Below are 26,243 nucleotides of genomic sequence, written 5' to 3'. Positions count from 1 at the left end.
GCGGCGGGACGCACCCTAGGCTGAATCGACACTTAACGCATGCAGATCATAGCAGCCTCCACATGAGAAACGGCGGCTTCTGTATCTGGTCCTGCCGAACTGCGATTGGAACCGAGGCGAAGACTGCGCGGTCTTCAGGCAGCCTTTTGATTTACTTGCAGAAACGACGACCGCTGCCGTGATGGGAAGAAGTTCGGGGAAACAAGCTATCCACGGCGCATCCGGTTGGGCTGGGGTTCTTGGAAGCTTTTCGAACTTTCTGTCTTGCGCCTCCAGCCGAATTGCGTGTGCTTATGAAAGAGATTGGCATCGTAGAGAGATCCACCTAGGCGTCGCGTTCGCTCGCCTGTCGAGGGGGTTCGAGTTGGAAGAGCGCTACAGCCTTTCCCCACACCTTGAAAATCTCCGATATCTCCTCCGTTGTTAACCCTCATGACGGCCCCCTCGTCGACCTCGAGCATCGCGTGGTCGTCGTCATGGTTCGCCGGCGCCCAGCCCCCTGGGCGACGAGATAGTCGCTGCCATGGTGCTCGACCCGATAGGGCCCTGTAGGGTAGCAGGCCGAGGCATTGTCCGTCATGACCGAGCGAGCGCGCTTATGGCGCGCCAGCCTGGCTTCATCTCAATCAGCCTGCATCGCAGCCTCGACGGGCGGCGCATCGTCAACGACGTCCAATAGCAGAATCGCGATCTGCTGCGATCTGCTCATCAATCGCCGGAATTCCGCAAGGAGTGGGGTCATTTTCGATCAGTTGACGGACGAGATCGATCCAATCTGTACCAGGTAGCCCAGATGGTAGATAGTGGTCAGTAGGCGCGCCGTCCACGTGACCTGAACCGCCGGGTCGAGACGGCTGACATGAGCCGACAAAGTCTAAGCCATGGCTGCCATGAACCATCGCGTCGTCACCGTGTTCGGTGGAACCGGGTTTCTCGGCCGCCGCGTTGTTCGGCATCTCCGCAATGGTGAGTTTTTCGTTCGGATTGCATCAAGACATCCGGAACGGGCCAAGAAATTGTTTGGTTCTGATGATCCGCAACTTCAATCGGTCGAAGCCGATATCCACGATGAGCGGGCGATCGCCCGTGCACTTGCCGGTGCCTACGGTGTTGTAAATGCGGTCAGTCTTTATGTCGAACGGGGACAGGAGACCTTTCATTCCGTGCATGTCGAGTCGGCTCGGCGGGTTGCAGCCCAAGCACACCGAGCTGGCGTCGAACGGCTCGCTCACGTTTCAGGAATCGGCTCCGATGTTGCCTCGCCGTCGCTCTATATCCGCAAGCGTGGCGAAGGCGAACTGGCGGTGCGTGCCGCGTTTGCTGACGCCACCATCATCCGCCCGGCGGTGATGTTCGGACCGGATGACGCATTTCTCACCATTATCCTCAAACTTCTCCGCCGGCTTCCAATCTATCCGATGTTCGGTCGCGGCCTGACGAGATTGCAGCCGGCCTATGTGGGCGATGTGGCAGAGGCGACCGCAAGAGCGCTGCAGGGGACGGAAACGCATGCGATCACGTATGAGTGCGGCGGTCCTCGGGTCTACTCTTACGAGGAATTTCTCAGAGCCGTTGCACACCAAGCCGGCCTTAGACCCAGACTAGTCCCAGTGCCATTTGCCGCTTGGCACGCACTGGCATGGGCCGCGGAAATGCTTGCGAGCCCGCCCGTCACTCGGAATCAAGTCGAGCTGATGCAGGTCGACAATGTGTCATCGCCGCAGATGCCCGGATTTGAAGAACTTGGCGTTTCGCCGCACCAAGTCGAGGAAATACTCCAGGAGATGTTGCGCGATCACTGAACAATGAGCCTCTTCGGTACTGCTCTCAGGCGCGCCACGATTGAGTGTCCGGAAATCGCGCCAACCGGCCAACTATGAATGCGAACTTTGGGACACGTTCCGGTGGGGTGCCGAGTGCCTCTATGAACCGGCGAGCAGGTTGATCTTCGCGGCCATGATGAAGTCGTTCTCGTGCAATCCCTTGATCTTGTGAGTCTGCAGCGAGACTGCCGCATAACCCCAGCCGAAGCAGATGTCGGGATGATGCCGTTCTTCTTCCGCCAATCGGGCAACTTTGTCGACGAAGCCGAGCGATTGATGGAAGTCCGCAAATTTGAATTTGCGGCTTAGCAGGCGCGCCTCCTCTAGTTCCCAGCCAGCGGTCTGGGACAGATAGCCCTCGGCTGCCTCCTGCGTCAGCGGCGCGACGCCGCCGCGGCAGGGCGTACAGGTTTTCTGAGCAATACCATCGGTCATGACAACCTCCCTTCGTGCTCATTCCGGGTGTAGCGTTCGCGTTTTTCACCTCGCCCGGTATTTGCTCGCATAATGCTTGGCGAGCGCCTTGCGAATCTGCTCGGCAAGGCGCTTGTTGCCGGTCGTCGCCCGCACCTTGTCATCGCCTTTTTGCGGCTTCGGCAGATCGGCGCCCGGGCCTCGTTTCGTTGATTTGCGCATCGCAATAGATCAACGCCGTCACGGACAACCGGTTTCGTTCAAGGGACGATCTCCACAGGACTGCCGATCGCAAGACCGAGCTCGCCGTCCGCGCGCCCTTGATTGACCGCAATCTCGGCAGGCCCGTTCGAGTTCTCGTACCAAAAGGCCGTGCCAGGCGGCCGATTACTGAAGGTCGTCGCGCCATCCAGCACGCGATCTGCTGCGGCGAGCCTTGCGCCTGCCGGCAGCCTGGCCGCCCTCAGGCCGGTCATGGCATTGCCGAAATGGTCGATATAGACGATCTCGGCGGGGTCCTCCGGCCAGTCTCTACGGCGATCTGCTTCATCCCGGCGCGGCCTGCCGGGCGGCCGCTCACCGCGTGCCAGCATGGCAGCGACCGGGGCAAATAGGTCACGCCCGTGGAAGCTGGCAGACAGGCGCTCTGGCTTCCAGTCGATGTCCCAGCTGAACGTCTCGGCTGCGCGGCGCTGGATCAGCTCGGCCGTTGCAGGGACCGACGTACCAGCGACTGTCGGCCTCGACGATGACGGACGGCCGGGTCCCTCCGACGCCTGGATCGACGACACAGAGAAAGACGGTTCCCGCAGGAAACCACTGCGCGTAGACTGCCAGCAGGTAGGCCGACGCCTTGGGATTGCCGACCGGCGCATCGGAGAAGAGGTCGATCGCGGGGATGCCCGGCGCCATCTGGTGCAACACAGCCTTCACCTGACCCGTGTAGGGGCCGTGCAAGCCGAAATCCGTGAACAAGACAATCATAGACGGGCGCCGACTGCGCTGCGCTGGACATATAAATAGTCGGCGGCAGGCGCATCCGCCGGCAGGCCTGAACGGCCGGGTTGGTTTCCATAACGAGGCGATCCGCCAGAGCCCCTGCCTGCCGGACTGCCTCGGCTTCCCAACCGTGCAAGCCGTGCCCGGAGAGCCCCACCAGGGCCTGGACCTGAGAAGGCACCAGATCGACGGCAGCCGCTACCAGTAGGTGCTGTGCCGGCCTCAGCGGCAGCGGCAGGATAGGCGCCGAACGCATGATCGCGAGAAATTCGAGCACAATGGCCGAGCGCTCCAGCCGTCCGGCTGTCGCATGGAACAGCGCTTCAAGCTCGCCTTCCGATCCCGGTGCGCCTGTGGCGCCGAAAAGGCGCGCAGCGGGAACGCCCTCGGCATAACAGCGGTCGCGCTCCGATGCAGAGAGCTGCCGCACATAGACGTGATAAGCTTGGACAAAGCCGTATGTTGCCGTGCCCTGAACCCAGTTCAGAAGGTCGGGGTCATTGGCGCAATACGTCTCGCCTGATGATGTCACGCCTGCGACCCGGTCGTGCATCTGCCGAACACGTGCGATCATGGCCTCGGCCCTGGTGCGGGAGCCGTAGATCGTCACCATGGCAGCGAGCCCCGTGCTGTGCAGTCGCCGAATTGGATTCTGACGGAACGACGTATGTTCCCATACGCCAGTGCGCACGCGCGGGTCTGCAAGCTCCATTATCACGGCGGTGACGCCGCCGATGAACAACGAAAGCGGGTTCTTGAACACGCGCCACGACACGGAGTCCGACGATACCAGTCCGGCCTCGCCGATCGGTCGCGAGAAATCGATGTGAGGCCGGTCGCCAGGTTGCAGCACCGCCCGCGCTAAGGCCTCCAAGAGGCTTTGCAACGGCCAAGGCAGGACGATCGGCGTGGTCATGGCACGAGCGCCATTCACAAAAAACGCGCGCACCCAGCAGCGAAGTTGGGCCGCTGGATGCGCTTGGAGACACTACGGCCACTTTCTGCGGTGCTCGATCGCGCACAATAGCTCAATTGGATGACAGTGCCCACCCCGAGCGGACGCCGCGACAGCCGCGGGGGCCATTACGACCAGTGATGCCGCTCATGACTCGCAGGCCCTCGTCAAGTTGCCAGAGTTCACACGAACGAAGACTATCATCGCTCATACACTCCGACGAGAACCGCCTCGGCGAGGAGATGCCTGCGCGCTTCTCGTTCGACCCCCTGACACGATGGGTCGTTGCCGAGCGGCAGGTGATCGATCGACAGCGCAAGCAGCCGGAAGTGATAGCGGTGTGGGCCGTGGCGATGCGGTGGGCAGGGACCACCGTAACCTGGTCGCCGGAAATCGTTGGTTGCCTGCTTGAGGCCTTGCTTGCCGCCTTCGGCCAACTCCATACAATCGGCCGCAATGTCATAGGCCGCCCAGTGATGCCAGATCCCCGCCGGGGCGTCGGGATCATCGCAGAGAAGGACAAAACTGCGGGTTCCTGCCGGAGCGCCGGTCCAGCCGAGCGGCGGGGAAAGGTCCTGACCGTCGCAAGTGAAACGCCGCGGGATCGTCGTACCGTCCGCAAAGCCATTTGAAATGAGCTGCATGGGTCACCTCTGACGCTATTGCCGCGCCGCGCAGCACTCGTCCCCAAACGCCAGGTGCCAGGCAGAACTGGCAGGAAGCGCGGGCGTCGCCTTGAGGCTGCGTTCCGACACGAGCTTCACGGTTGATCGGGCGTAAGGATAAGCACTCTATCGAAAATGTACGAGACAATATTGAATGGCAGTTCGTTTCGCCCTGCCATCCCGTTTAAGCGCCGAACGTCACACATCGTAGCCAGTGACGGCAAGGCTGTGATACCATCGCACAAGTTGCGCCGCCGTTGGCAATTGCCATGCCCGCGCAACCTGACAACTGCGCAGTGCTAATCGAGTCGCGGGTCTCGTCCCGTTGAACGAGTGGCCTCGGATCATGGAACTCGTCGTTGCTCTTGGTCTGATCGTCTTCAAGGTCGCGTTGCTGATTGCGATCTTGCTGCTGCTGCCCTTGCCGCTAACCTGGCTGGAACGCAAGATCGCGGGGCACATCCAGCAGAGGATGGGGCCGATGCGTGTGGGATGGCATGGGCTGCTGCAGCCGGTGGCGGACGGGGTCAAGCTCCTGACCAAAGAGGACCACATCCCGGCCGAGGCCGACCGCTTCCTGTTCAAATTGGCGCCAATCCTGGCGCTCGCTCCGCCCTTCGTGGTGTTCGTCGCGGTCCCCTTCGGCGAATCGGTCTCGGTCCTCGGCACTGAGATCACTCTTTACGTCTCCAACATGAACGTGGCGCTCCTTTTCGTCTTTGCCGTGATCGGGATTGAGGTCTATGGCGTCATCTTCGGCGGCTGGGCGGCGAACAGCAAATACGCTGTCCTGGGCAGCCTCAGGACCTGCGCTCAGATGATCAGCTACGAGATCCCGATGGGGTTCGCGGTCATCGGGGTGGTAATGCTTGCGCAATCCATGAGCCTGCTCGAGATCGTGCGGGCGCAAGCCAATGTCTGGAACATCGTCTACCAACCGGTCGGGTTCTTCGTGTTCTTCGTCGCCGGGCTGGCCCAAGCGCAGCGCATTCCCTTCGACCTGGCTGAAGCGGAAGGCGATCTGGGGGCCGGGTTCCATACCGAATACAGCGGTATCCGCTTTGCGTTCTTCATGGTCAGCGAATACGCCATCATGCTTCTGACGTCGGTCCTGGCGGTGATCCTGTTCTTCGGCGGCTGGAACGGCGTGCTGGTCCCGTTGCCACCGATCCTCTGGTTCGTGCTCAAGGTCGCGTTCTTCGTTTATGTGTTTATCTGGTTCCGCTTCACTTTCCCACGCTACCGCTACGACCAACTGATGGCGATCGGGTGGAAGGTCTTGCTTCCACTGTCAATGGCGAACATAATCATAACCGGTGTTGCTTTCCTTTAGGGGCCGCAGCGGCTCCGCAGCGGGGCGACGATGTCGCGCGCACTGGACAGAATTGGAACATGGATCGGCTGGGCGTTCTTCGCCGATCTGGCGAACGGCTTGGCGCTGACCTTCGGCTACATGTTCTCCAAATCCGTGACTATGCAGTATCCGGACAAGGAAAAATGGTTGCCCTATTCGCGTTACCGCGGGCATCACTTCCTTAAGCGCGACGAAGAGGGCGAGATCAAATGCGTGGCCTGCGAACTCTGCGCGCGGATTTGTCCCTGCTACTGCATCGAAGTCATCCCCTACGAGGACGAGAAGGGCAACCGACGCCCGGCAAAATTCGAGATCGACATGGCCCGGTGCCTATTCTGCGGGCTGTGCGAGGACGCCTGCCCGGCGGACGCGATCGCGCTTGGCCAACAGTACGAATTCTCGAGTTTTTCCTCGCGTGACCTGGTGATCGGGCGTGACGATCTGCTCGGCAAGCCGGGCAAGGCGACGACCGGCGGCGGCGTGGTCGCTGCACGCCTGAACACAAAGCAGGACGTTCTGGTCGAGACGAGCGAGCCGCAGGGGTACAACTGGTGGCGGAATATCCGACGAACGTGAGTGCGCGCCAGCTGGCAAGCCGGAGCGCGCAGACAGGAGGCTCATATGCTGGTCTGCCAAATCTTGAAGACCAAGGCTCCCGAGGTCATCTCGGTCACTCCAAGTCAGACGATGGTGGAAGTGCTACGGCTGTTTCGGGAGAACAACATAGGCTTCGTGGTCGTCAGCCGTTTCCCCGGAGGGGATTGCCTGGGCACGCTGTCGGAACGGGACTGCTGCAATGCCGTGGCTGAACACGGAACCAAGGCGCCCATTATGCGGGTCGCCGACATCATGAACCGCACTGTGGCGACCTGTTCGATACAGGATTTGCTGCCCTCGGTGATGGCGACCATGACCAACCGGCGCACGCGCCATGTGCTGGTCATGGATGGCGGCGCCACTGTCGGCGTGGTGAGCATCGGCGACGTGGTCAAGCACCGGCTCGACGAATTGCTGAACAACGAGCAGGTGCTGCACGATTACATTGCCGGGACAGGTTATCACTGACGACGCCAGCTCAAGTGTGCAGGGGCGGGTGGGCTGCCGGTGGGGAGTGCGTAGTGCCTCAGCCCAGATTCTCAGGACGCGCCTCGACCCCGGCGACAGTGGCGATCTCGAAGGCCGCGTGCGCCATTTGAACTTCCACCGGACATGGGTATTCGCCTCGCCGCATCAGGCCGTTGAGACGCAGGGATCTGTAGTTCTCGGGAACGAACACGAGGCCCGTGGGGAAACGCTTGTTGACCTTGAGCTTCGCCGTCAGTTCGCCCTGGGCGGATCGCACGACCACCTGATCGCCATCCGCTAGGCCAAGCTGCGCTGCATCCGGCGCGCTCATCTCGACATATGGGTTATCCGCGACCGTATTCAGGATCTCCGAGCGCTCGGAAAGATATCCGTTGTGGAACAGGCAGTTGCCGGTGACCAGCATGAGCCGGTCGGCTGAAATGGGGGCAGGCGGGAGGGCGAAGAACTCGCCAACCGGTGGCGCAAGGGCCGCCTTCGTGAAAGCTCCGTCGGCGCCAAGCCCGTCCTGCGTCAACCCTTGGTAGGCCGGAACCAACCGGGCAATCTCGCCGAAGATTTCGCCATGGATCGACGGCCGCAACGCTTGGCCGCGAAGCGCCGCAACGAAGTCGAATATCGCCAGATTATGTCGCGCCTCGAGGGCGGGTTCGCGGAACTTGCAGACCTTCTGTGTGCGGCCTTCGTTGTTGGTGAACGTACCGGATTCCTCGCCATAACTCGCCGCAGGCAGCACGACATCCGCCAGGCCCGCCGTATCCGTGAGGAACGCGTCCTGCACGATCAGGAGATCGGCGGCACGAAGCGCCCGCTGCACGAATCCCCGGTCGGGATAAGACATCAGGGGGTCGCTTCCGGCGATATAGAGCGCACCCATTCGCTTCCTGTCACAGAGCTCCAGCATGGCATCGAAATCCACACCCGGTTCAGACGGGATTTCGGCGCCCCAGGCCCGTTCGAGAGTTGCGCGCGCCGCATCATTGGCGAGCGCGCGCAGCCCCGGCAGCGCCGCCGGCAGAACGCCCATGTCCCAGGCGCCCAGTTGGTTGGCACGGTCGAAGAGGAACTGCATCGCCAGCCCCTTACCGAGTGCGCGCAGAACCTGCAAAAGGTTGTTGAGCTGGTACAACGTCGCGCGCGCTAGGGGTGATCTCAAGAGGTCGGCGCTGACAAGCACGGTGACGCTCCTGCCTTCCAGCAGCGCTGCGGCCAGGCGGTCCGGACCGTCGCTGTCGGTGGCCGCTGCTGGCCGGCCGGTTGTTGCGCCGATGTCCGTAAAAACGTCGCCCGGCAGTGCCTGACCAGCCGCCCCCAGTCCGCTCACCACCGTGGCAAGGCCCTGAGCCTCACCGCCCGGCGGCACGCGAACGACCGCCCGCGCATCGGCGTCCAGACGGGATGGCCGCGCCGAGAGCATGAGTAACCTGGTCTGTCGCCGCCGTACACAGTCTCGTAGCAAATATTCGGTGACTGGGTTTTCGTCCGTCACGTTGCCACCGACGACAAGCACACAGTCGTTGCCGATCACCTCCTCCAGCGGCGTGCGGGTGTAGAAGGCGGCCACCAACGGGCCGAGCGCATCAAAGGGCGTGCACCAGCGCGAGGAGCAGTCGATATTGTTGGTCTGGAATGCTGTCCGCATCAGCTTCTGGAACTGATAAAGCACCTCGTTGGGCAGGCGCGGGGAGGCCAGCCCACCCGCAGCCTTGCTGGCGACGGCCGACAGCCGCCGGCGGAGGTAGTCCCCCGCTTCGTCCCAGGAAGCCGGAACCAGGACCCCGTCACGACGGATCATCGGCCGCTTGATCCGGTCCTGGCTCCCGACGAAGTCCAGACCGAAGCGCCCGCGCACGCAGAGCGTTTCGCGGTTGACCCCGTGCTCCACCTTCGAGCGGACTCGCATGAACTCGCCTTTGCGCGCGCCGACGGTCAGTTGGCAGCCGGTGCCGCAATGCGGGCAGACCGTGTCGGTCTCGACCAGATCCCAGGGCCGCGCCTTGTAGCGATAGGGGAAGCTCATCAGCGCGCCGACTGGGCAGACCTCGACGCAATTGCCGCATTGATCGCAACTCGCGAGACTGCCCTCGAAGCCAGTGATGGCGGTATCCATACCTTTTTCGACGGTGCCCAAGGCTACCGCGCCGACGACTTCTTCGCACATCCTGACGCAGCGCTGGCACTGGATGCAGCGGTTGACGTTCATGATGATGACCGGGCTGAGACGGATGTCCTCGGAATGGAACACACGCTTGGCATCGCGGAACCGGCTTGTGCGGGGCCCGTATGCCATCACCATGTCTTGAAGCTCGCACTCGCCGCCCTTGTCGCAGATTGGGCAGTCGAGGGGGTGGTTGGCGAGCAGCATGTCGAGCATGGAAGAGCGGGTTTCGTCGATCAGCAGCGTGTTCGTCCGCACCACCATGCCGTCAGTGACCGCGGTGGCGCAAGAAGGTTGTAGCCGCCGCTGCCCCTCAATCTCCACCAAGCACATGCGGCAGGAGGCCAGCGCCGGCAGCCGCTTCAGATAGCAGAAGGTCGGGATGTCGATGCCCAAACGCTCGGCGGCCTGGAGCACCGTAGAGCCGGCCTCCACTTCCAGCATTCGTTCATCGATTGTCACGCTAACCATGGCTTTCCTCGCGGTCCTCTCGCTGCGTCCTCCTCAGTGAAACGGGCACCTCCGCTCTTCGATATGCGCGACGAATTCATGCTCGAAATGCGCCAGTGCTGCCCGCAGGCCCATCGCCGCGCCGTCGCCCAGAGCGCAGAACGTGTTGCCGAAAATGCCCTTGCAGAGCGCCTCCAGCTGTTCCAGATCGCCCGGCGCGCCCTGGCCAGTCTCGACCCGGCGCAGCACTTTCACGACCCAGTTCAGCCCCTCGCGGCAGGGGGTGCACTTGCCGCAGGACTCGTGGTGGAAGAACTCGATGATCCGGGTGGCGACTTTGACAATGCAGGTCGAGTTGTCGATCACGATCACCCCGGCCGAGCCGAGCATCGAGCCAGCGGCGGCCAGCGAGTCGAAGTCCATCCGCACGTCCAGCCCGCGCTCCGGGATCAGCGGCGCCGAGACCCCGCCTGGGATCACCGCCTTGAGCTTGCGCCCCGGTAGCGGCCCGCCGGCGCAGTCCTCGATCAGTTCGCGCAGCGGTATCCCCATCGGCAGCTCGTAAAGGCCCGGTTTCCGCACCTGTCCGCTGAGGCAATAGAGCTTCGGGCCGGGGCTCTTGTCCGGGCCGATGCCGCGGAACCAGTCCGGCCCTCTCGCCACGATATGCGGTACGCAGGCCAGCGTCTCGACGTTGTTGATCACCGTCGGGCTGGCGTAGAGCCCTTCGACCGCCGGAAATGGCGGTTTCAGACGCGGCTGCGCCCGCTTGCCTTCGAGCGAGTCGAGCATCGCGGTCTCCTCGCCGCAGATATAGGCGCCGGCGCCGCAATGGATGTGCACGACGAAACTGAAATCCGAGCCCAGAATCCGCGTTCCTAGATAACCCTTCGCATGAGCCTCGGCGATCGCCCGCTCCAGCCGGCAGATCGCCAGCGTGTATTCCCCGCGGATGTAGACATAGGCGGTTTCCGCTCCTATCGCGTAGGCGCTGATCGCCATGCCCTCGATCAGTTGGTGCGGGTCACGCTCCATGATGATCCGGTCCTTGAAGGTGCCCGGCTCGCCCTCATCGGCGTTGCAGCACAGGTATTTCGGCTTGCCAGCACGCTTAGGCACGAAGCTCCATTTCGCCCCGGTTGGGAATCCGGCTCCGCCGCGCCCGCGCAGGTTGGATTTCTTGACGAGGTCGATGATCTCGTCGGGCGTGTGCTCCCGCAGCGCCTTGGCCAGCGCCTGGTAGCCGCCGCCGGCCTCATAGGTCGTGAGCAGATGGCCATCCGGCACGTCCACGTTCCTGAGAAGGACCGGTTCGAACATGGCGCTATTCTCCCGGCGGTCCTGCGGCGGCAAGATCGGCGCCAGTCGCCTGCCGCACCGTCGCGCGCAGCCTGTCCAGGAGCGCGTCGATCCGCGTGATGTCGAGGTCGCCGTGATAGTCGTCGCCGACCTGCATCACCGGGGCCATCTCGCAAGCGCCGAGGCATTCGACGGTCGAAAGCGTGAACAGCCCGTCCGGGGTCGTGCCGCCGTTCTTGATGCCCAGCACAGCCTCTAGGTGCCTTAGCAGGTCCTCGGATCGGCACAGCATGCAGGAGACGTTGTCGCAGAGTTGCAGGTGGAACATACCCATCGGCTCGGTATGGAAGAGGGTGTAGAAGGTCGCCAGTTCGTAGACCCAGATCCGTTCGACACTGAGGATGTCGGCGACCTCTTCCAACACCGGGCCGGGCAGATGACCATGTTCCTTCTGCGCGATCAGAAGCGCCGGCATGATCGCCGAGCGCTGGTCGGGATATCGCGCCGCTGCCTCTTCGATCTTTTCGCGCATGGTCATCGCGTCCAAATCCCTGCTACTTGTCTACCTCCGCCATCACGGGGTCGAGGCTGCCGAGCACGGCGATCATGTCCGCCAGGTAGCGCGCGTTGGTGACCCCGAAAAGTGCCTGAAGGTTGACGAACGAGGGTGCCCGGACCTTCATGCGGAACGGTTTTGGCGACCCGTCGCTGATGATGTAGAAGCCGAGCTCGCCCTTTGGCGCCTCGATCGCCGAATAGACCTCGCCCTTCGGCACCTTGAAGCCATAGGCCGACAGGTCGAAATGCTGGATCAGCGCCTCCATCGAGCAGTGCACCCGATCCTTGTCCACCGGGAAGGCGACTGTCGGCATGTCGATCTGGAACGGCCCCTCGGGCATCTGGTCGAGGCATTGTTCGATCATCCGGACGCTCTCGCGCATCTCCTCAACCCGGCATCGCCAGCGCGCATAGCAATCGCCTTCATCGCGGGTAATAACGTTGAACGCGAGCCGGTCGTAGATCTCGTAAGGCTCGTCGCGGCGGATGTCCCAGTCGACGCCCGAGGCGCGCAGGTTCGGGCCACTCAGGCCCAGATCGATGCCGTCGGCGGCGGAGATCACGCCGATCCCCTGCGTGCGCTTCAGGAACACGCGGTTGTTCTCAAGCAGCCGTTCATAGTCGCGTATCCGGTTCGGGAAGATATCGCAGAACTCCCTGATCTTGGGGAAAAACCCGTCGGGCAGGTCCTCGCGCACACCGCCGACCCGGCAGAAGGAGGTGTGCATGCGCGCCCCGCTGATCATCTCCATCAGGTCCATGATCATTTCCCGCTCGCGCATGGCGTAAAGCAACGCCGTCATGGCGCCCAGGTCCATCGGGAGCGCGCCGATGATCAGGAGATGACCGGAGATCCGCGCCAGTTCGGCCATCAACACGCGGATATATTGCGCGCGGATCGGCGCTCGAATGCCCATGAGCTTCTCCACTGCAAGCGCGAAGGCCAAGTTGTTCGAGGGCGGGCAGAGGTAGTCGAGCCGGTCGGTCAGCGGGAAGATCTGGGTGTAGGTGAAGCTCTCGGCCAGTTTTTCGGTGCCGCGGTGGAGGTAGCCGATATGCGGGTCCACGCGCGCGACATATTCGCCGTCCAACTCGAGGACGAGCCGCAGCACCCCATGCGTGCTGGGATGCTGCGGGCCGAGGTTGAGAAGCACCTCCCTGGTGTGGGGCGCATCGGCTTCTGGCAAGCTCAGTTCCGTGACTTCGGTCATCTCAAGTCCCGGTGGGGAACGGCCTCCTATGGAATGTCCTTGGTGGCAAGGTCGGGCTGTGTCGGCTGCGGACCTTCGGCGCCAAACGGGTTCAGCTTGTCCTTGTAGCCCCGGAGCGGAAAGTCCTTGCGCTGCGGGAAGCCCTCGAACCCTTCCCACATATAGATCCGGCGCAGGTCGGGGTGGCCCTCGAACCTGATCCCGTACATGTCCCAGGCCTCGCGCTCGTGCCAATTGGCAGTGCGCCAGACCCCCGTCACCGACGGGACCCGCGGTGGATCGCCAAGGCGGCACTTGATGCGAACGCGCCATTTGTTCGGCAGCGAATAGAGGTGGTACACCGCCTCGTAGCGGGGCATCTCGGGGTAATGATCGACCCCGCAGATGTCGGACAGGAAATCGAACCGCAGCGCCGGGTGTTCCTTGAGGAACCGGCAAAGCTCGACGATCATGTCAGGCGGAACGGCGAAAGCGTGAACCCCATGCGAGAAGCCAAGCTCCTCGATTGCCTCCCCGAAACGTTCCGCGATCAGGGTGCGGATGAGGGACGTCTCCGCGCTCATGGTACCGCGACCCGGTCCAGAGGCGTCCCGGCCAGCGCCCTGGATTTCTTGATCTTCTCCTGAAGCAGAAGGAAGCCGTGCATCAGCGCCTCGGGCCGCGGCGGGCAGCCAGGCACATGCACGTCCACCGGCACGAAGGTCTCCGCCCCCTGCACCACCGCATAGGTGTTGTAGACCCCGCCCGAGATGGCGCAGGTGCCCATGGCGATGACCCAGCGCGGCTCCGGCATCTGGTCGTAGAGCCGGCGCACCACGGGCGCGAATTTCCGCGTTATGGTGCCGGCGATGATCATCACGTCGGACTGGCGCGGCGAAGGCCGGAACACCACGCCGAAGCGGTCGAGATCGTAGCGGGCACACCCCGCCGAGATCATCTCGATGGCGCAGCACGCAATGCCGAAGGTTTCGGGCCACAGCGCCGACCTTCGGCTCCAGCTGATCAGGCTGTCGGCCGTAGTGAACAGCACGCTATCGCGGATCGCGTTGTTTACGCCTCCCATTCCAGCGCTCCCTTCAGCCAGGCGTAGGCGAAGCCCACGAGAAGCAGCAAAATGAAGATGAACATCTCGACATAGCCGACCAGCCCGATCTCTTTCAGGACAACGGCCCAGGGAAAAAGGAACATCGTCTCGACATCGAAGACGACAAATAGAATTGCGATGATGAAGAACTGCACCCTGAAGCGGCCTCCGGCGGCTTCGCCCGCCGGGTCCATGCCGCATTCATAGGGCATGTTCTTCGCGGGATAGGGATTGGATGGGCGCAGTAGCGAGGAGACAAAAAGCGTAACCATCGCCACCAGAACAATTCCGGCGACCATGAAAAGAACCGGCAGGAACTCCATTCCGGTCACGTCGCGTAGCCCCGGTCACCTACCGAGGGCTTTGCTCAGGCCGCTACCGATCCGTCTGGGACCGGTGATGCGGGCGCCCTGGCAAGCAACTTGGGCATTCCTTTCTTGCACGGCCAGAGTATTCCGTCGGCCAGATCATTGCAAATCCAATCGATCAGCCGCCAACCGCGGCATGTTGAGCAAGCCCCAGAAACCACGCCGGAAATAGGCCGATGCCGATGGTACCGGCAGCGGTGAAGGCGAGTGTGGCGCCGACCGCGGGCGTCAGCGCCGGGTCGAATGTGCCCTCCGGCTCGCGCATGTAGATCACCATCACGATGCGGATATAGAAGTAGGCGGCAACGGCGCTCAGCAGCACTGCGATCACCGCCAGCATGACGAAACCCCGCTCGACGAGTGCGACCAGCACGTAGAACTTGGCGAAGAACCCGGCTGTCGGCGGAATGCCGGCCAGCGAGAACAGATAAAGCAGCATCAGAAGCGCCAGTCCGCGATGCGATTTGGCGAAACCAGCGTAGTGCTCGATGACCTCGCCCGAGAAATCGCCGTTCCGCATCATGATGACGATGCCGAAGATGCCGAGGTTCATGAACGCATAGATCAGCAAATAGAGCATCACGCTGGCAACCCCGTCCGCACCGCCGGCCGCCACGCCGAACATGGCGAACCCGGCATGGGCGATGCTGGAATAGGCCAAGAGGCGCTTGAAATTGTCCTGCACCAGCGCCACGAAACTGCCGAGCGCCATCGTCACTACTGCGATGACCGCGACGATGATCCAGACGTCCGAGGCTGCGACCAGTGGGTTGAGGAACACCCGCAGGATCACAGCGAACCCGGCTGCCTTGGGCCCCACCGACATGAAGGCAGTGATCGTCGTCGGCGCGCCTTCATAGACGTCCGGCACCCACATATGGAACGGCACTGCGCCGACCTTGAATACCAGCCCCGCGACGATAAAGACCACAGCCAGGAGCAATCCGGGATCGAGCGGATCACCAGTCACCGCCGCAGCCATCCTGTCCAACTGCGTCGTGCCGGTGAGCCCGTAGATCAGCGAAACGCCGTAAAGGAAAATCCCGGTCGAGACCCCGCCAAGAATCACGTATTTCAGCGCCGCTTCGTTCGACCGCCGCTGCAGCCGCAGGAAGCCGGTCAGCACATAGGTGCAGAGCACCATCAGTTCGAGGCCTACATAGATCGACAGGAGGTCGGTCGCCGAGGCCATGATCATCATTCCCGAAAGCGCCAAGAGCAGCAGTACATAGTATTCACTGCTCCCGATCCCTTCGATCTCGGCATATCTTCGCGAAAGAAGGAATGTCAGAACTGTAGCCAGGTAGAACACGACCTTGAAGAAGACCGCGAAGCAGTCGGCGACGAACATGCCCGAGTAGGCCGGCCGGACTTCGCCCGCCAGCATGAGTGTTCCCAAGGCGGCAGTCAGCACGACCGCGACTGAAGCCCAGACAAGGAAATGCTCCTGCTCCTTCCGTACAAACTGCCCTAGGATCAGCAGGATGCAGGCCCCGGTAACCACCACGATCTCGGGCAGGCTCGCCAGAATCGACTGGAAAAGCGCGGCGGCGGTCACTGGGCGCCCCCCTTGCCGTGCACCTGCGCTAGTAGATGCTTCACCGAGGCGTCGATGATTTCGAGAAAGGGCTTGGGATAGAGTCCGATCCAGACAACGAAGACGGCTAGCGGCAGGATCGCCGCTATCTCGCGGGCGTTCACGTCTCGGATCTTGAACCGCACGCCGATGCTGGCCGGACCAAGCGCGACTTTCCTATACATGCCAAGCAGATAGGCCGCTCCCAGCAAGGCCCCCAGAACGGCGGCGGCGCCGACAGCGAGGTTGGCTGCGAACGCGCCTGACAGCACCAGCAACTCGCCCACGAACGAATTCGTCCCCGGCAGCGCCATCGACGACAGGGCGAATAGTGCAAGAAACGCCGTATAGACCGGCGCCGCCTTCATCAGCCCGCCATAATCCGAGATGCTGCGTGTATGGGTCCGCTCGTAGATAAGACCCACGGACAGGAACAACGCGCCCGTCGTCACGCCATGATTGAACATCTGCAGGATGCCGCCCTCGAGTCCACGGAGGTTCAGCGTGAAAATCCCCAGCGTTACCAAGCCCATGTGGCTGATGCTGGAATAGGCCACCAGCTTCTTCAGGTCGTCCTGCGCCAAGGCGAGCAACCCGCCATAGACGATAGCAACAGCCGAAAGGCCCTGCATCAGCGTCGAATAATGCACCGTCGCCTCGGGCAGCATTGGCAGCGAGAACCGCAGGAATCCGTAGGCGCCCATCTTGAGGAGCACGGCGGCGAGGATGATGCTGCCGGCCGTCGGTGCCTGCACATGGGCGTCCGGCAGCCAGGTATGGACCGGGACCATCGGCACCTTGACCGCGAAGGCGATCAGAAAGGCGAAGAACAGCCATGACTGGATCTGGAACGGCAAATCCTGCGCCATCAGGGTGCGGATGTCGAAGGTCTCACCACCGTGGAAATAGAGTACGATGACACCGATCAGGAACATCAGGCTGCCTGCCAGCGTGTAGAGGAAGAACTTGAACGCCGCATAGACCCGGCCGTCGCCACCCCAGACGCCGATGATCAGGTACATCGGGATCAGCATCGCCTCCCAGAAGACGTAGAACAGGAACAGGTCCAGCGCGCAGAACACGCCAAGCATCAGTGCCTGCATGGCCAGCAGGCTGACCATGAACTCCTTCACCTTGCGGTCGATCGCAACCCACGAGGCAAGCACGCAGATCCAGCCCAACAGCGCGGTCAGGAACACGAAGGGTGCGCTGATCCCGTCGATGCCAAGTGCGTATGTGATCCCTAGCGCGGGCACCCACGGGCGCGTCTCGGTGAACTGCATCTCATGGGTAGAGGTGTCAAGGCCGCCCAGCATGGCGATGCAAAGCGCGAAGTCGAGGACAGTGACACCCAGTGCCATCCACCGCACCACATCGTCGTTCCGGATAAACATCAGCGCCGCCGCCCCGACGGCTGGCGTGAACACGATGAGGCTAAGCAAAGGGATCGTCATCGCGCCCCCTACCGCCACGCCACTGCGAATACGGCGATCCCCGCGATCACACCAACAATCATCGCCAGCGCGTAATGGGTCACGACGCCGCTCTGGAGCCGCCGCAGCGCCCCACCGCCGAGCAGAATCGCGCGAGCGACGGCGTTCACGAAAGCGTCCACGCCGTGGAGATCGATCCGCAGCCCTGCCCGTGCCATCCCATGCAGAAAGGGCAGCGCCGCAGTCTCGGACACATCGCTCACCGCCTTCTCGTAGCGCGCCAGCGGTTTTTCGGCGAGCCACATGAAGCGCCGCGCGCCCATGCGGTAGAACCAGTCGGTATCGATGCTGATCGTATTCTCGGGGTCGAGCGCCCTGAGGAAGATAACAAAGCCCAAGGCGGTGAACATCAGCACGCCAAGGCTCTCGGTGACATGGACGCCGATGTAGGGTTCGAAGTCGACCGGATGGGGCAGAAGCGCGTAGAGCGTCTGGGGGAACACCCCGATCGCAATGCAGAGCACCGCTGCCATCCCCATCGCAACCAGCATGTTACGCGGCGGTTCTCGCGCTTCCAGTCCTTGGTCCGTACCGAAGAACATGTAGTAGGGGAGCTTGAGCCCGGTGTGCAGGAACGTCCCTGCCGACGCCATTGTCAACGCCAGCACGACCAGCGCGCGATGATCCTGTCCGGCGGCGGCCACCACCATCGACTTGGTGACGAAGCCTGAAAAGAACGGGAATGCCGAGATCGCGAAGGCGCCAACCATGTAGAGCGCAAGGGTTACCGGCATGGTTTTGTAGAGCCCTCCGAGTTCGGTGAGCTTGCGCCGCCCGGTGACGTGGATCACCGCCCCCGCGCCCATGAAGAGGAGCGCCTTGTAGAGGATATGCGCGAAGGCATGGCTGACGGCGCCGTTCACCGCCATCTCGGTTCCGATGCCGATGCCCGCCACCATGTAGCCCACCTGACTGACGATGTGATAGGCCAAGAGCCGCCGGCAATCGTTCTCCAGCACGGCGTAGATAACGCCGTAAAGCGCCATCACAATGCCGAGCCAGACAAGAAGATCGGTCCCCGGAAACGCCCGCGCCAGCACATAGACGGCGGTCTTCGTGGTGAAGGCGCTCATGAATACGGCCCCGGTGACGGTCGCTTCCGGGTAGGCGTCGGTCAGCCAGGCGTTGAGTGGCGGGACCGCGGCGTTAAGCAAGAACCCGGCAAGGATAAGGCAGGTGGCCAAGCCCAGCCCCCCCTCGATCGGGCCGAAGAGCAGCGAACCGGTGGCGAACCCATGGAGAATGATGCCGCCGAGCAGGGCAATGCTGCCGGTGATATGGATCATGAGGTAGCGGAACCCTGCGCGGAGCGCCTGATCGCTGCGCTGGGCAAAGACCAGGTAGGCAGAGGCAAACGTCATACCCTCCCAGAACAGGAACAGGGTCAGGTAGTCGCCGGCGAACACTACCCCGAGCGCGCTGCCGACGTAGACGAACGCCGCCACATGCTGTCCTGCGTGCGTCAGATGCAAGGCATAGACCATGCCGATCAATGCCATGATGCTGAAAACGGTGGCGAAGAGGATGCTAAGCTTGTCGACCTTCGCAACAATGATTTCCTGCTGGATGAACTGCGCCGCGCCGTAGTCGCCAGGCTGCATCGTGAGCACGGCCAGGATCGCCAGCGTTGGGATCAGCAGCACATAGGCCTTGCGGACTGACCCTTTTAAGAGGGGGATAGGAAGCGCGCCGAGAATGAACAGCAGGCCGGGATGGACGAAGTCAGTCATAATAGTCCTCGCGCCGCATCAGCCCGCACTGATGGCCAAAAAACTTGGACACGAAGATCAGAAGCACACAGGAGCCGAAGCCGTAGAGGGCAGACCAGCCAGGCAGCCGCTCCCACAGGTATTCGGCGTGTTCGCGGAAGACCAGAAAGTCGGCGATGATGATCAGGACGAGCACCAGATAGAATAGCCGGCGACGCCTTTTCGCATGTCTCTCATCGCCAAAGAAATCGACGACGCGCTTGATCATCTGACGACCCTTTCCGCCAGGGCGAGGAAATAGTCCGGGAAGATGCCCATCGCCACCGACAGGATGGCGGTCGCGACCAGCGGGACCGTCAACATCGGATTTTCACGAACGGTCGCCGGGCGTTCCTGCGCCTCCGTCCCGAAAAAGGCGACATAACTGACCGGCAGGAAGTAGGCGGCGTTAAGGACCGAACTTACCAAGAGCACGATAAGGAACGGGGTCTCCCCGGCCTCCACCGAGCCGAGCGCCAGATACCACTTGCTGATAAAGCCCCCAGTCGGCGGCACCCCGATCATGCTGAGCGAACCGATGAAGAACGCCCCCATCGTCCAGGGCAGTCTGCGGCCGATGCCGGCCATGTCGCTGATGTTCCGCTTGCCAGACGCGCAATAGATCGCCCCGGCACAGAAAAAGAGCGTGATCTTCGAGAATGCATGCGCCGCGATGTGGATGATCCCGCCGACCATCGCGGCCGGCGACAGCAGGACCGCGCCCAGCACGATGTAGGAGAGCTGGCTGACCGTCGAATAGGCGAGCCGTGCCTTCAGGTCGTCCCGCGTCAGGGCGTAGATGGACGCCATCAGGATCGTGAACGAGACCACATAGGCCGTGGCGATGCCTAGCCCCAGCCCGCCCACCAGTCCTGTGCCGAAGACGTGGAACACCACGCGCAGCACGCAGAACACACCCATCTTGACGACGGCCACCGCATGCAAGAGCGCGCTAACCGGTGTCGGCGCCACCATCGCGGCAGGCAGCCAGGCGTGCATCGGCATCACCGCGGCCTTGGCGAAGCCGAAGACGTAGCAGAAATAGACAATGGTCAGCAGCGGTGCCGAGGCGTCGACCCCCGCCAGCAGTCCCCCCGGCACAAAGTCGAGCGACCCCGCAATGTGGTAAGTCAACGCCAGCGCGGCCAGAAGTACGCTTTTCGACGCGCCCATCAAATAGACGAGGTACTTGCGGCTGCCCGCCCATCCCTCCTCGTCCTCGTGGTGGTAGACAAGCGGATAGGTAACGAGGCTCAGTACCTCGTAGAAGATCACCAACGTGAACAGATTGGCGGCAAAGGCGCCCCCGGCGGCCGCCGCGAGGCTGGCGGCGAAGCAGGCGAAGAACCGGGTCTGCGCATGCTCATTCAAGTGCCGCATGTAGCCTATGGAATAGATCGACGCCACGATCCACAGCAGCGATGAGACGGTGGCAAATACCATGCCGAGCGCATCGACACGGAAAGCGAAGTCGATCCCCGGCAGAATCTCGAACAGGCGCAAATCGACTGTCCCGCCCGCCAGCACCGTGGGCGCCATTGACGCGACAATTGCGAACATGGCGATCGCGGCTAACGGCGAGACGGCATCGCGAAGTTTCTCGCGTTTGTTTAGAAGGAGAACTGCAAGGGCCGCCAGAACTGCGACGGCAACGACCAGCAGCGGCCGGATCGATATCACCGGCTATCCTTTCATCATGGTCACTTCGTCGACCTTGAGGATGGCCTTGTTCCTCGCGAGGGCGACTAAGATACCGAGGGCAACGGCAACCTCCGCCGCAGTGATAGCGATGACGAAGATTGCAAAAATCTGCCCGCGGAAGTCGTCGTGGTAGTGCCCGAAAGCGATGAAATTGATGTTGACCGAGTTGAGCAGCAGTTCCAGCGACATCAGCACGACCAGGATATTGCGTCTGAGCAGAACGCCCGCCGCACCGATCACGAACAGGACCACTCCGAGCACGATATACCACCAGAGCGGCACCATCACTGCGGCTCCTTACGCGCCAGCACGATGGCGCCTATCAGGGCCGCCAGCAGGATGACGGAGGCGACTTCAAACGGCAGGAGATAGTCGGCGAAAAGCGTCGTGCTGAGTTGCCTGACCTCACCGCCGGTGCGCATTGCGACGGGCTCCGCGACCGAAAAACGGTCGCTCCTGAGCACCAGTACAAGCATCTCGATCCCAAGCAGGCCGAGCAGCACCAGAACAGGCAGGTTGCTGCCCGGCAAGAACCGCTGCAACACCGCTTCGCGCACATCAATCATCATGATCACGAATAGGAACAGGACCATGATCGCGCCGACATAGACGAAAATTTGGATGACCGCGAGCAACGGCGCCTCGAGCAAGACGAAGATCGCCGATACCTGCAGGAAACACGCCATCAGCGCCAATGCGCTATGAACTGGATTCCGCGCCAGGACCAAGGTCAGAGCCGCGACTACGGACGCCGCAGCGAACAGAAGAAAGAACCCCTGATCCATCGACGCCGCTCCTCCGACGCGAACTGTCACTTGGCGCGACAGGGCCGGACTTGAGATAGCTGTCCACTTCCGTTCACGAATTGTGCCCTAGTATCGGATTTTTCACAAGATTATCGTGGTTTGGCGCTACGCTAAACTCACTGCACATAATCGAGAGCGCAGTGCGCCAGCTCAGTTTCCGGGTTGCCTCGGAAGAGTTGGGTGTTCGCGAGGGTACTGTTGCCAGCAAACACTAGGCTTGGAAGCGGCGCTGATATCAAACGGTTGCCATGCAAGGTGGGCGTTGGACGGGGGTTCGGCGCACGCCAGTCTATGCCTTCGATGAGCATGGCCAACTGCGCCGGCGTCAGCATCATAGTGCCGCCGGGCTCCGCCAGGGCAGGGCCAGCCCGACCGCAATGCCAAGGCCGATGGCGAGTCCTGTGACGAGATTGCCGCTCTGCCCGCCCATTACGCTCCCGGCGGGCGATACCGGATCGACTTCGCCTTCCCAAGAGCTTCCATAGTCTCTTCGACGCCTAGGAGGACGGTGGTCTCGTGAGAGCTGAGCGCTCCCCCCGCACCGATGGCAAGCACGACCGATGCCATCGACACGTTGTCTGGCGCCTCCCACAGATTCCAGCCATCATGCTCTCCGAAGGTGTACCAGAACCCGTGCACCTTTCCGCCCACCGACTCGATGTACGAACGGGCCGCCTCGCGTCGATCCTAGGGGTTTTTGATCAAGCGCGCCCAGGTCTCGGGCGTATAGCTGAATCGCGAGAGATACATTGGCATGGTTCGCCTCCTGGGTCGCCGCCTAACCGGCTTGCGGGGTAGGTTCACCGGGTGACGAAATATGCGCTCAAGCTTTAAGCGCAATATCATAACCGCTTAGGCATCCAGGCTATGCATTGTTCGAGGCGTTCCAGCTGAGCTTTCTGCCAGCGAAGCTCGTGACCAACGTTTTGCAACTTGGCTTTGCCTCTGGCGGCGGACGCACTGATCAGTTCGCATTCAAGCTGAGCGATTCGATCTCGCACCTGCTGAGCTTCAGCCTGCCGTATGTCTCTAATCCAACCTGGGCCACGCATATTCAAGGGGTAGCATTTGAAAACTAACGCCGGCAGATTCGAAAAACTCGAATTTTAACCATCGCAAAAATCACCGCCCTCATCGAGGCCAGAATAATCTTAATCGACTTGGTAACGGCCTATTCAGCGCCAATGGCTAAACAAACAATATGACGCCGCGCACCAAGCGTATTCTGGGCAAATCATTGGTCGTGACGACAATTGCAGTCGTTGCGACCTTCGGTCTGTCGTTTACGGCTAGGCTTGCGTTGCAGATGCCGATCGACTGGCTGAGTTGGGTCGAATGCACCTTCATTCCCATTCTGATCGGAATGCCGGTCAGTGCCTACATCTTCGCCCAGTCCGAAACGATCCAGGATACATGTGACAAGTTGGAGAGGTCGCATGCTGCCCTGAAAGAGGCGCACGACCGGCTCAACTTCGTAACCAGCCACGATCAGATGACGGGGCTCCTTAGCCGCGATGAAGGAGAATGCGACACGCTTCTCCTGATTGATCCAGATGGCGGCATGGCCAGCCTGCGTCCAGTTGGTGCCACCAAGCAACAGCAGCGGCCGCTTCGAGCGCGCCAGCATGGTTGCGATCTCGACCATGTCGGCGGGCAATGGCGCGACAGGTGTCGTCATCGCCGATTGCAGGTCGGGCGTGTCGCATTCGGCCTTGAGCACGTCTTCCGGCAAGACCAGAACCACCGGGCCGGGGCGGCCGGACATCGCCGTCCGCCAGGCCCGGTTGACATATTCGGGGAATGATTCAGGCCTATCCAATCGCCGCCAAACACAGGCCGATCTTCGCCATAACCTATTGAAAATGAAAATAAATCATTCCAGAGACAATCGGCAGCTATCGGTACGCAGAGATTGGCGTTGACGGACCGATTGACGGACCTTCCCATATTGCCCGCTCGTGCTTGCCGGTCAGTCATTGGCGGCGCAGGACGACGATGCGCTCGGCCACGGCCTGGCCGGTCAGACCCGGCATGACGTTGGGCCGTGACGAACGGTCGGCCATGCCCGCGTGGCCCTCGGCCTTGTAGCGCTCGACCCAGCGAGCCACGATCTTGGCCGACACGCCATACGTCCGCGCCGCATGGGCTTTGGAAAAACCGCCCTCTATCCTCGCCAGTGCCATCTCCTCTCGACGCAGCGGCGTGAGACGGGCATTCTTGTGGATGTTCATTCGGACCCTCCGGTGAGTGCTGAAGCCTGGTAACTCCAGTCTCCTCGGTCCGGTCCGAATGGACAACCTCCTGAAAGCTCACACCTAGGCCGTGTGCTGAGAAGCGACGTCCGCTCCTGCCGCAACCGCGACCTCCAGCGCGGAAGCTACGCCTGGTGCGCGTGATCTCGTTTTCACGCGCACCGCTGTAGGCGCCGGATCAGATCACGAAAAAATCGTCGGCGAGCAGCGTCGGCCTGTTCGTCAGCGTCGCGAGCTGTGTCACGCCACCTGCTGCAATTCCGTTGGAATCGTAAAACAACTCACCCGTAACCTTGTTATAGATGATGTGGTCGTCGGCGTCGTGGGCGCCGGTTCCAGCGAAGAAGTAGTCTGGGTCGAGGGCCCCGGTGGTGGCTCCAAGCGCCTGCATATACGCATTTTGGAGCCTGATTGAGTTGGCCGTATGGTTGAAATCCGTGATAACGTCGCGGTTGGCCACTGAGAGCGGCGCGCTGAAAACGAAAGAATCGTTGCCGGCGCCACCAGTAAGCCGGTCAATGCCCAGTCCGCCCGTTAGTGCATCGTTGCCACCCCGCCCAAGCACGGAATCATTGCCTCGGCCGCCGTCCAGTTTATTGTCGCTGGCGTTGCCGTCGAGCACGTTGTCGAGGGAATTTCCCGTGGCTCCGACGTTGGCGTTTCCGGTCAGACGCAGATTTTCTACCAGCCGGCCATCGGCCGCCAGTGAGTACGTGACCAAGCTGAAAATCTGGTCGAGGCCCGCTTCGTCGATGACGTTGTCCAGTACATTGTCGACATAATAGGTATCGTTGCCGGCACCGCCATTCAACAGGTCGGCCCCGGTCCCGCCATCGAGCCGGTCCGCGCCATCATAGCTATATAACCGGTTGTTCCCATTGTTCCCGGTCAGCTCGTTGTCGGAAGAATTGCCTTGGGCGTTGATGTTGGCGACGCCCATGAGAGTCATGTTTTCGACATTGCGGGGCAGTGAATAGGTGATCGAGCTGAATACCCGGTCGTTGCCCGCCGCGTCGGTCTCGACCACGCGGTCGAGCGCATTGTCAACATAGTAGGTATCGTTGCCTGCGCCGCCCTCCATCTTGTCGATTCCGACCCCGCCGTCGAGCCGATCGGCTCCGGCGCCGCCCTGCAGGGCGTCGTCGCCGGACGAGCCGGAGAGCAGGTTCCTGCCGGCGTTGCCGACCAGCGTGTTGTCGAGTTCGTTACCCATCGCGTCGATGTTGGCAACGCCGGTGAGCGTGAGCTGCTCTATTTGCTGGCCGGACAGCGAATACGACATCGGGCTGAAGACCAGATCGATTCCGGCGCCGCGAGCCTCAATGACTACGTCGAATGCGTCGTCGACGCGGTAGGTATCGTTCCCCAAGCCGCCGGACATTTTGTCAGCACCACCTCCGCCGTCCAGAACGTCATCAAAATTGCCGCCGTTGAGGATATCCGCCGCATCCGTCCCGGTCAGGTGCTGCTCCATCACGTCTGGCGCCGCATAGGCGCGCACGTAGTCGACGACCATGTTGTACGTGCCGGACGCCCGCTCGACCTCAAGGGGATTCATGGCAAGCGAGGCCACCATATAGAGCGGCGTGCGGAAGAACTCGCTCATTGGAAAGCGGTTCAGCTCCTTGCCGTCATAGTACACGGTGATCCAGTCCGTCGTTATCCTCGCGCCGTAGGTGTGAAACGCCCCGTCGAACATCGAACCGGCAAGGCCCGTATAGTTGCCTTTCGAAGCGTGGCCTTCCTCATTGCTCAAGTGCACCGCCTGGTGATGACCATCGGGATCGCCCCCATACGCTTCAACGATGTCGACCTCGACGCGGGGCACAGTCTGATCGGGCGACAGCATCCAGAAAGCTGGCCAGGCTCCCGCCCCGCCGTGAAAGGCGGCGCGCATCTCGAAGTACCCGTACTGTTGCGCGAAACCCTGGCCGGCGCTGTTGACCGTTTGCATCGTTCCCGACTGCCAGACGCCGTTCACCTGCTTCATGGTAATGGTCAGATTCCCGTCAGAGACGGAGAACGGGTTCGTTGCTCCCACCGGCGACATGAACGTGGCGGCCCCATAGGGGGCGTGTACCGGCGCGAACCACTTGCCGGTGCCGTTGTTCGGCACGACATCCATCGTATTGAACTCGTCGGAAAAGGAGAGGTTGAAACCGGAGAGGTTCAGCTCCGATCCTTGGTACTGTCCGGTCCAATCGCCAGGAAGAGCAATCGCAGCCATTGATGGGGCCCTCGTTCTC

At 61.8% G+C, this 26,243-nt stretch carries 25 protein-coding genes and 5 pseudogenes; 5 read left to right on the top strand and 25 right to left on the bottom strand.

Annotation, left to right across the window (positions count from 1 at the left end; all coding sequences use genetic code 11):
* The first annotated feature begins 881 nt into the window (after nucleotides 1-881).
* Nucleotides 882-1,802 carry a complex I NDUFA9 subunit family protein gene (locus AC1RUK_RS21885; RefSeq protein WP_436174951.1) on the top strand — a complete coding sequence of 307 codons (921 nt, stop codon included), beginning with the start codon at nucleotides 882-884 and terminating at the stop codon, nucleotides 1,800-1,802.
* A 120-nt stretch (nucleotides 1,803-1,922) separates the two neighbouring features.
* Here the strand turns inward: AC1RUK_RS21885 and AC1RUK_RS21880 are convergent, their stop codons facing one another.
* The 7 genes and pseudogenes from AC1RUK_RS21880 to AC1RUK_RS21850 form a co-directional block, all read right to left on the bottom strand.
* Nucleotides 1,923-2,258 carry a 4a-hydroxytetrahydrobiopterin dehydratase gene (locus AC1RUK_RS21880; protein ID WP_481838991.1) on the bottom strand — a complete coding sequence of 112 codons (336 nt, stop codon included), beginning with the start codon at nucleotides 2,256-2,258 and terminating at the stop codon, nucleotides 1,923-1,925.
* A 45-nt stretch (nucleotides 2,259-2,303) separates the two neighbouring features.
* Nucleotides 2,304-2,459, bottom strand: a complete 156-nt coding sequence (locus AC1RUK_RS21875; protein ID WP_481838992.1) for a hypothetical protein — start codon at nucleotides 2,457-2,459, stop codon at nucleotides 2,304-2,306.
* A 38-nt stretch (nucleotides 2,460-2,497) separates the two neighbouring features.
* Complete coding sequence (locus tag AC1RUK_RS21870; RefSeq protein ID WP_481839433.1) at nucleotides 2,498-2,830, bottom strand: SAM hydroxide adenosyltransferase; 333 nt, start codon at nucleotides 2,828-2,830, stop codon at nucleotides 2,498-2,500.
* 30 nt (nucleotides 2,831-2,860) lie between these two features.
* Nucleotides 2,861-3,028, bottom strand: a pseudogene (locus AC1RUK_RS21865) (hypothetical protein); the annotation flags it as partial.
* Nucleotides 2,985-3,221 (bottom strand): annotated as a pseudogene (locus AC1RUK_RS21860) (SAM-dependent chlorinase/fluorinase); the annotation flags it as partial. The pseudogenes AC1RUK_RS21860 and AC1RUK_RS21865, both read right to left, overlap by 44 nt.
* A 190-nt stretch (nucleotides 3,222-3,411) precedes the next feature.
* Nucleotides 3,412-3,948 (bottom strand): annotated as a pseudogene (locus AC1RUK_RS21855) (oxygenase MpaB family protein); the annotation flags it as partial.
* 443 nt (nucleotides 3,949-4,391) lie between these two features.
* Complete coding sequence (locus AC1RUK_RS21850; RefSeq protein ID WP_481838993.1) at nucleotides 4,392-4,835, bottom strand: YbhB/YbcL family Raf kinase inhibitor-like protein; 444 nt, start codon at nucleotides 4,833-4,835, stop codon at nucleotides 4,392-4,394.
* Between the two features lie 367 nt (nucleotides 4,836-5,202).
* Here AC1RUK_RS21850 and nuoH point away from each other — a divergent pair, with 367 nt between their 5' ends.
* The 3 genes from nuoH to AC1RUK_RS21835 are packed head-to-tail and all read left to right on the top strand — an operon-like array spanning nucleotide 5,203 to nucleotide 7,275.
* A complete protein-coding gene (gene nuoH / locus AC1RUK_RS21845; RefSeq protein ID WP_481838994.1) occupies nucleotides 5,203-6,189 on the top strand; it encodes an NADH-quinone oxidoreductase subunit NuoH in 987 nt (328 codons plus the stop codon).
* A 30-nt stretch (nucleotides 6,190-6,219) separates the two neighbouring features.
* Nucleotides 6,220-6,786, top strand: coding sequence for an NADH-quinone oxidoreductase subunit I (locus AC1RUK_RS21840; RefSeq protein WP_481838995.1), 567 nt, complete (start codon nucleotides 6,220-6,222; stop codon nucleotides 6,784-6,786).
* Between the two features lie 45 nt (nucleotides 6,787-6,831).
* Nucleotides 6,832-7,275 carry a CBS domain-containing protein gene (locus AC1RUK_RS21835; protein WP_481838996.1) on the top strand — a complete coding sequence of 148 codons (444 nt, stop codon included), beginning with the start codon at nucleotides 6,832-6,834 and terminating at the stop codon, nucleotides 7,273-7,275.
* 58 nt (nucleotides 7,276-7,333) lie between these two features.
* On the opposite strand, the gene nuoG is transcribed toward AC1RUK_RS21835, so the two are convergent.
* The 15 genes and pseudogenes from nuoG to AC1RUK_RS21760 all read right to left on the bottom strand — a co-directional run bounded on the left by nuoG (nucleotide 7,334) and on the right by AC1RUK_RS21760 (nucleotide 22,501).
* A complete protein-coding gene (gene nuoG, locus AC1RUK_RS21830; RefSeq protein WP_481838997.1) occupies nucleotides 7,334-9,922 on the bottom strand; it encodes an NADH-quinone oxidoreductase subunit NuoG in 2,589 nt (862 codons plus the stop codon).
* A 33-nt stretch (nucleotides 9,923-9,955) separates the two neighbouring features.
* Nucleotides 9,956-11,221, bottom strand: a complete 1,266-nt coding sequence (gene nuoF / locus AC1RUK_RS21825) for an NADH-quinone oxidoreductase subunit NuoF (protein ID WP_481840105.1) — start codon at nucleotides 11,219-11,221, stop codon at nucleotides 9,956-9,958.
* A gap of 4 nt (nucleotides 11,222-11,225) precedes the next feature.
* Nucleotides 11,226-11,738 (bottom strand): NADH-quinone oxidoreductase subunit NuoE, encoded by a 513-nt coding sequence (locus AC1RUK_RS21820; protein ID WP_481838999.1) that lies wholly within the window; start codon nucleotides 11,736-11,738, stop codon nucleotides 11,226-11,228.
* Nucleotides 11,739-11,754: 16 nt separating this feature from the next.
* Entirely contained in the window at nucleotides 11,755-12,969 is a 1,215-nt protein-coding gene (nuoD, locus tag AC1RUK_RS21815; RefSeq protein ID WP_481839000.1) for an NADH dehydrogenase (quinone) subunit D, read from the bottom strand.
* 26 nt (nucleotides 12,970-12,995) lie between these two features.
* On the bottom strand, nucleotides 12,996-13,532 hold the full coding sequence (locus tag AC1RUK_RS21810) for an NADH-quinone oxidoreductase subunit C (protein WP_481839001.1): 537 nt from the start codon (nucleotides 13,530-13,532) through the stop codon (nucleotides 12,996-12,998).
* Nucleotides 13,529-14,032: a NuoB/complex I 20 kDa subunit family protein gene (locus tag AC1RUK_RS21805; protein ID WP_111547966.1), complete on the bottom strand. Its 504-nt coding sequence runs from the start codon at nucleotides 14,030-14,032 to the stop codon at nucleotides 13,529-13,531. Before AC1RUK_RS21805 ends, AC1RUK_RS21810 begins: the two co-directional genes overlap by 4 nt.
* Entirely contained in the window at nucleotides 14,020-14,385 is a 366-nt protein-coding gene (locus tag AC1RUK_RS21800) for an NADH-quinone oxidoreductase subunit A (protein ID WP_120018878.1), read from the bottom strand. Before AC1RUK_RS21800 ends, AC1RUK_RS21805 begins: the two co-directional genes overlap by 13 nt.
* 154 nt (nucleotides 14,386-14,539) lie before the next feature.
* On the bottom strand, nucleotides 14,540-15,979 hold the full coding sequence (locus AC1RUK_RS21795; protein ID WP_481839002.1) for an NADH-quinone oxidoreductase subunit N: 1,440 nt from the start codon (nucleotides 15,977-15,979) through the stop codon (nucleotides 14,540-14,542).
* Entirely contained in the window at nucleotides 15,976-17,451 is a 1,476-nt protein-coding gene (locus AC1RUK_RS21790) for an NADH-quinone oxidoreductase subunit M (RefSeq protein WP_481839003.1), read from the bottom strand. The genes AC1RUK_RS21795 and AC1RUK_RS21790 overlap by 4 nt, the downstream gene beginning before the upstream one ends.
* Nucleotides 17,452-17,459: 8 nt before the next feature.
* Nucleotides 17,460-19,220 carry a Na(+)/H(+) antiporter subunit D gene (locus AC1RUK_RS21785; RefSeq protein ID WP_481839004.1) on the bottom strand — a complete coding sequence of 587 codons (1,761 nt, stop codon included), beginning with the start codon at nucleotides 19,218-19,220 and terminating at the stop codon, nucleotides 17,460-17,462.
* A complete protein-coding gene (locus AC1RUK_RS21780; RefSeq protein ID WP_436174967.1) occupies nucleotides 19,213-19,467 on the bottom strand; it encodes a hypothetical protein in 255 nt (84 codons plus the stop codon). Before AC1RUK_RS21780 ends, AC1RUK_RS21785 begins: the two co-directional genes overlap by 8 nt.
* The gene (locus tag AC1RUK_RS21775) at nucleotides 19,464-20,918 is read right to left on the bottom strand and encodes a monovalent cation/H+ antiporter subunit D family protein (protein ID WP_481839005.1); all 1,455 of its coding nucleotides are present in this window, start codon (nucleotides 20,916-20,918) and stop codon (nucleotides 19,464-19,466) included. Before AC1RUK_RS21775 ends, AC1RUK_RS21780 begins: the two co-directional genes overlap by 4 nt.
* Before the next feature lie 3 nt (nucleotides 20,919-20,921).
* Entirely contained in the window at nucleotides 20,922-21,224 is a 303-nt protein-coding gene (gene nuoK / locus AC1RUK_RS21770) for an NADH-quinone oxidoreductase subunit NuoK (protein ID WP_481840104.1), read from the bottom strand.
* Nucleotides 21,224-21,724 carry an NADH-quinone oxidoreductase subunit J family protein gene (locus AC1RUK_RS21765; RefSeq protein WP_436174970.1) on the bottom strand — a complete coding sequence of 167 codons (501 nt, stop codon included), beginning with the start codon at nucleotides 21,722-21,724 and terminating at the stop codon, nucleotides 21,224-21,226. Before AC1RUK_RS21765 ends, nuoK begins: the two co-directional genes overlap by 1 nt.
* Nucleotides 21,725-22,174: 450 nt before the next feature.
* Nucleotides 22,175-22,501 (bottom strand): annotated as a pseudogene (locus AC1RUK_RS21760) (GYD domain-containing protein).
* A gap of 116 nt (nucleotides 22,502-22,617) precedes the next feature.
* On the opposite strand from AC1RUK_RS21760, the gene AC1RUK_RS21755 reads away from it, so the two are divergent.
* A complete protein-coding gene (locus AC1RUK_RS21755; RefSeq protein ID WP_481839006.1) occupies nucleotides 22,618-22,824 on the top strand; it encodes a hypothetical protein in 207 nt (68 codons plus the stop codon).
* 155 nt (nucleotides 22,825-22,979) lie between these two features.
* Here AC1RUK_RS21755 and AC1RUK_RS21750 read toward each other — a convergent pair whose 3' ends face one another.
* The 3 genes and pseudogenes from AC1RUK_RS21750 to AC1RUK_RS21740 all read right to left on the bottom strand — a co-directional run bounded on the left by AC1RUK_RS21750 (nucleotide 22,980) and on the right by AC1RUK_RS21740 (nucleotide 26,224).
* The gene (locus tag AC1RUK_RS21750; protein ID WP_481839007.1) at nucleotides 22,980-23,510 is read right to left on the bottom strand and encodes a hypothetical protein; all 531 of its coding nucleotides are present in this window, start codon (nucleotides 23,508-23,510) and stop codon (nucleotides 22,980-22,982) included.
* 211 nt (nucleotides 23,511-23,721) lie between these two features.
* Nucleotides 23,722-23,976, bottom strand: a pseudogene (locus tag AC1RUK_RS21745) (leucine zipper domain-containing protein); the annotation flags it as partial.
* A 199-nt stretch (nucleotides 23,977-24,175) separates the two neighbouring features.
* Entirely contained in the window at nucleotides 24,176-26,224 is a 2,049-nt protein-coding gene (locus AC1RUK_RS21740; protein WP_481840103.1) for a family 16 glycosylhydrolase, read from the bottom strand.
* Nucleotides 26,225-26,243 lie beyond the last annotated feature (19 nt).

It is taken from the genome of Mesorhizobium monacense (assembly GCF_056781675.1).
This window is presented reverse-complemented; position numbering and strand designations above follow the sequence as displayed.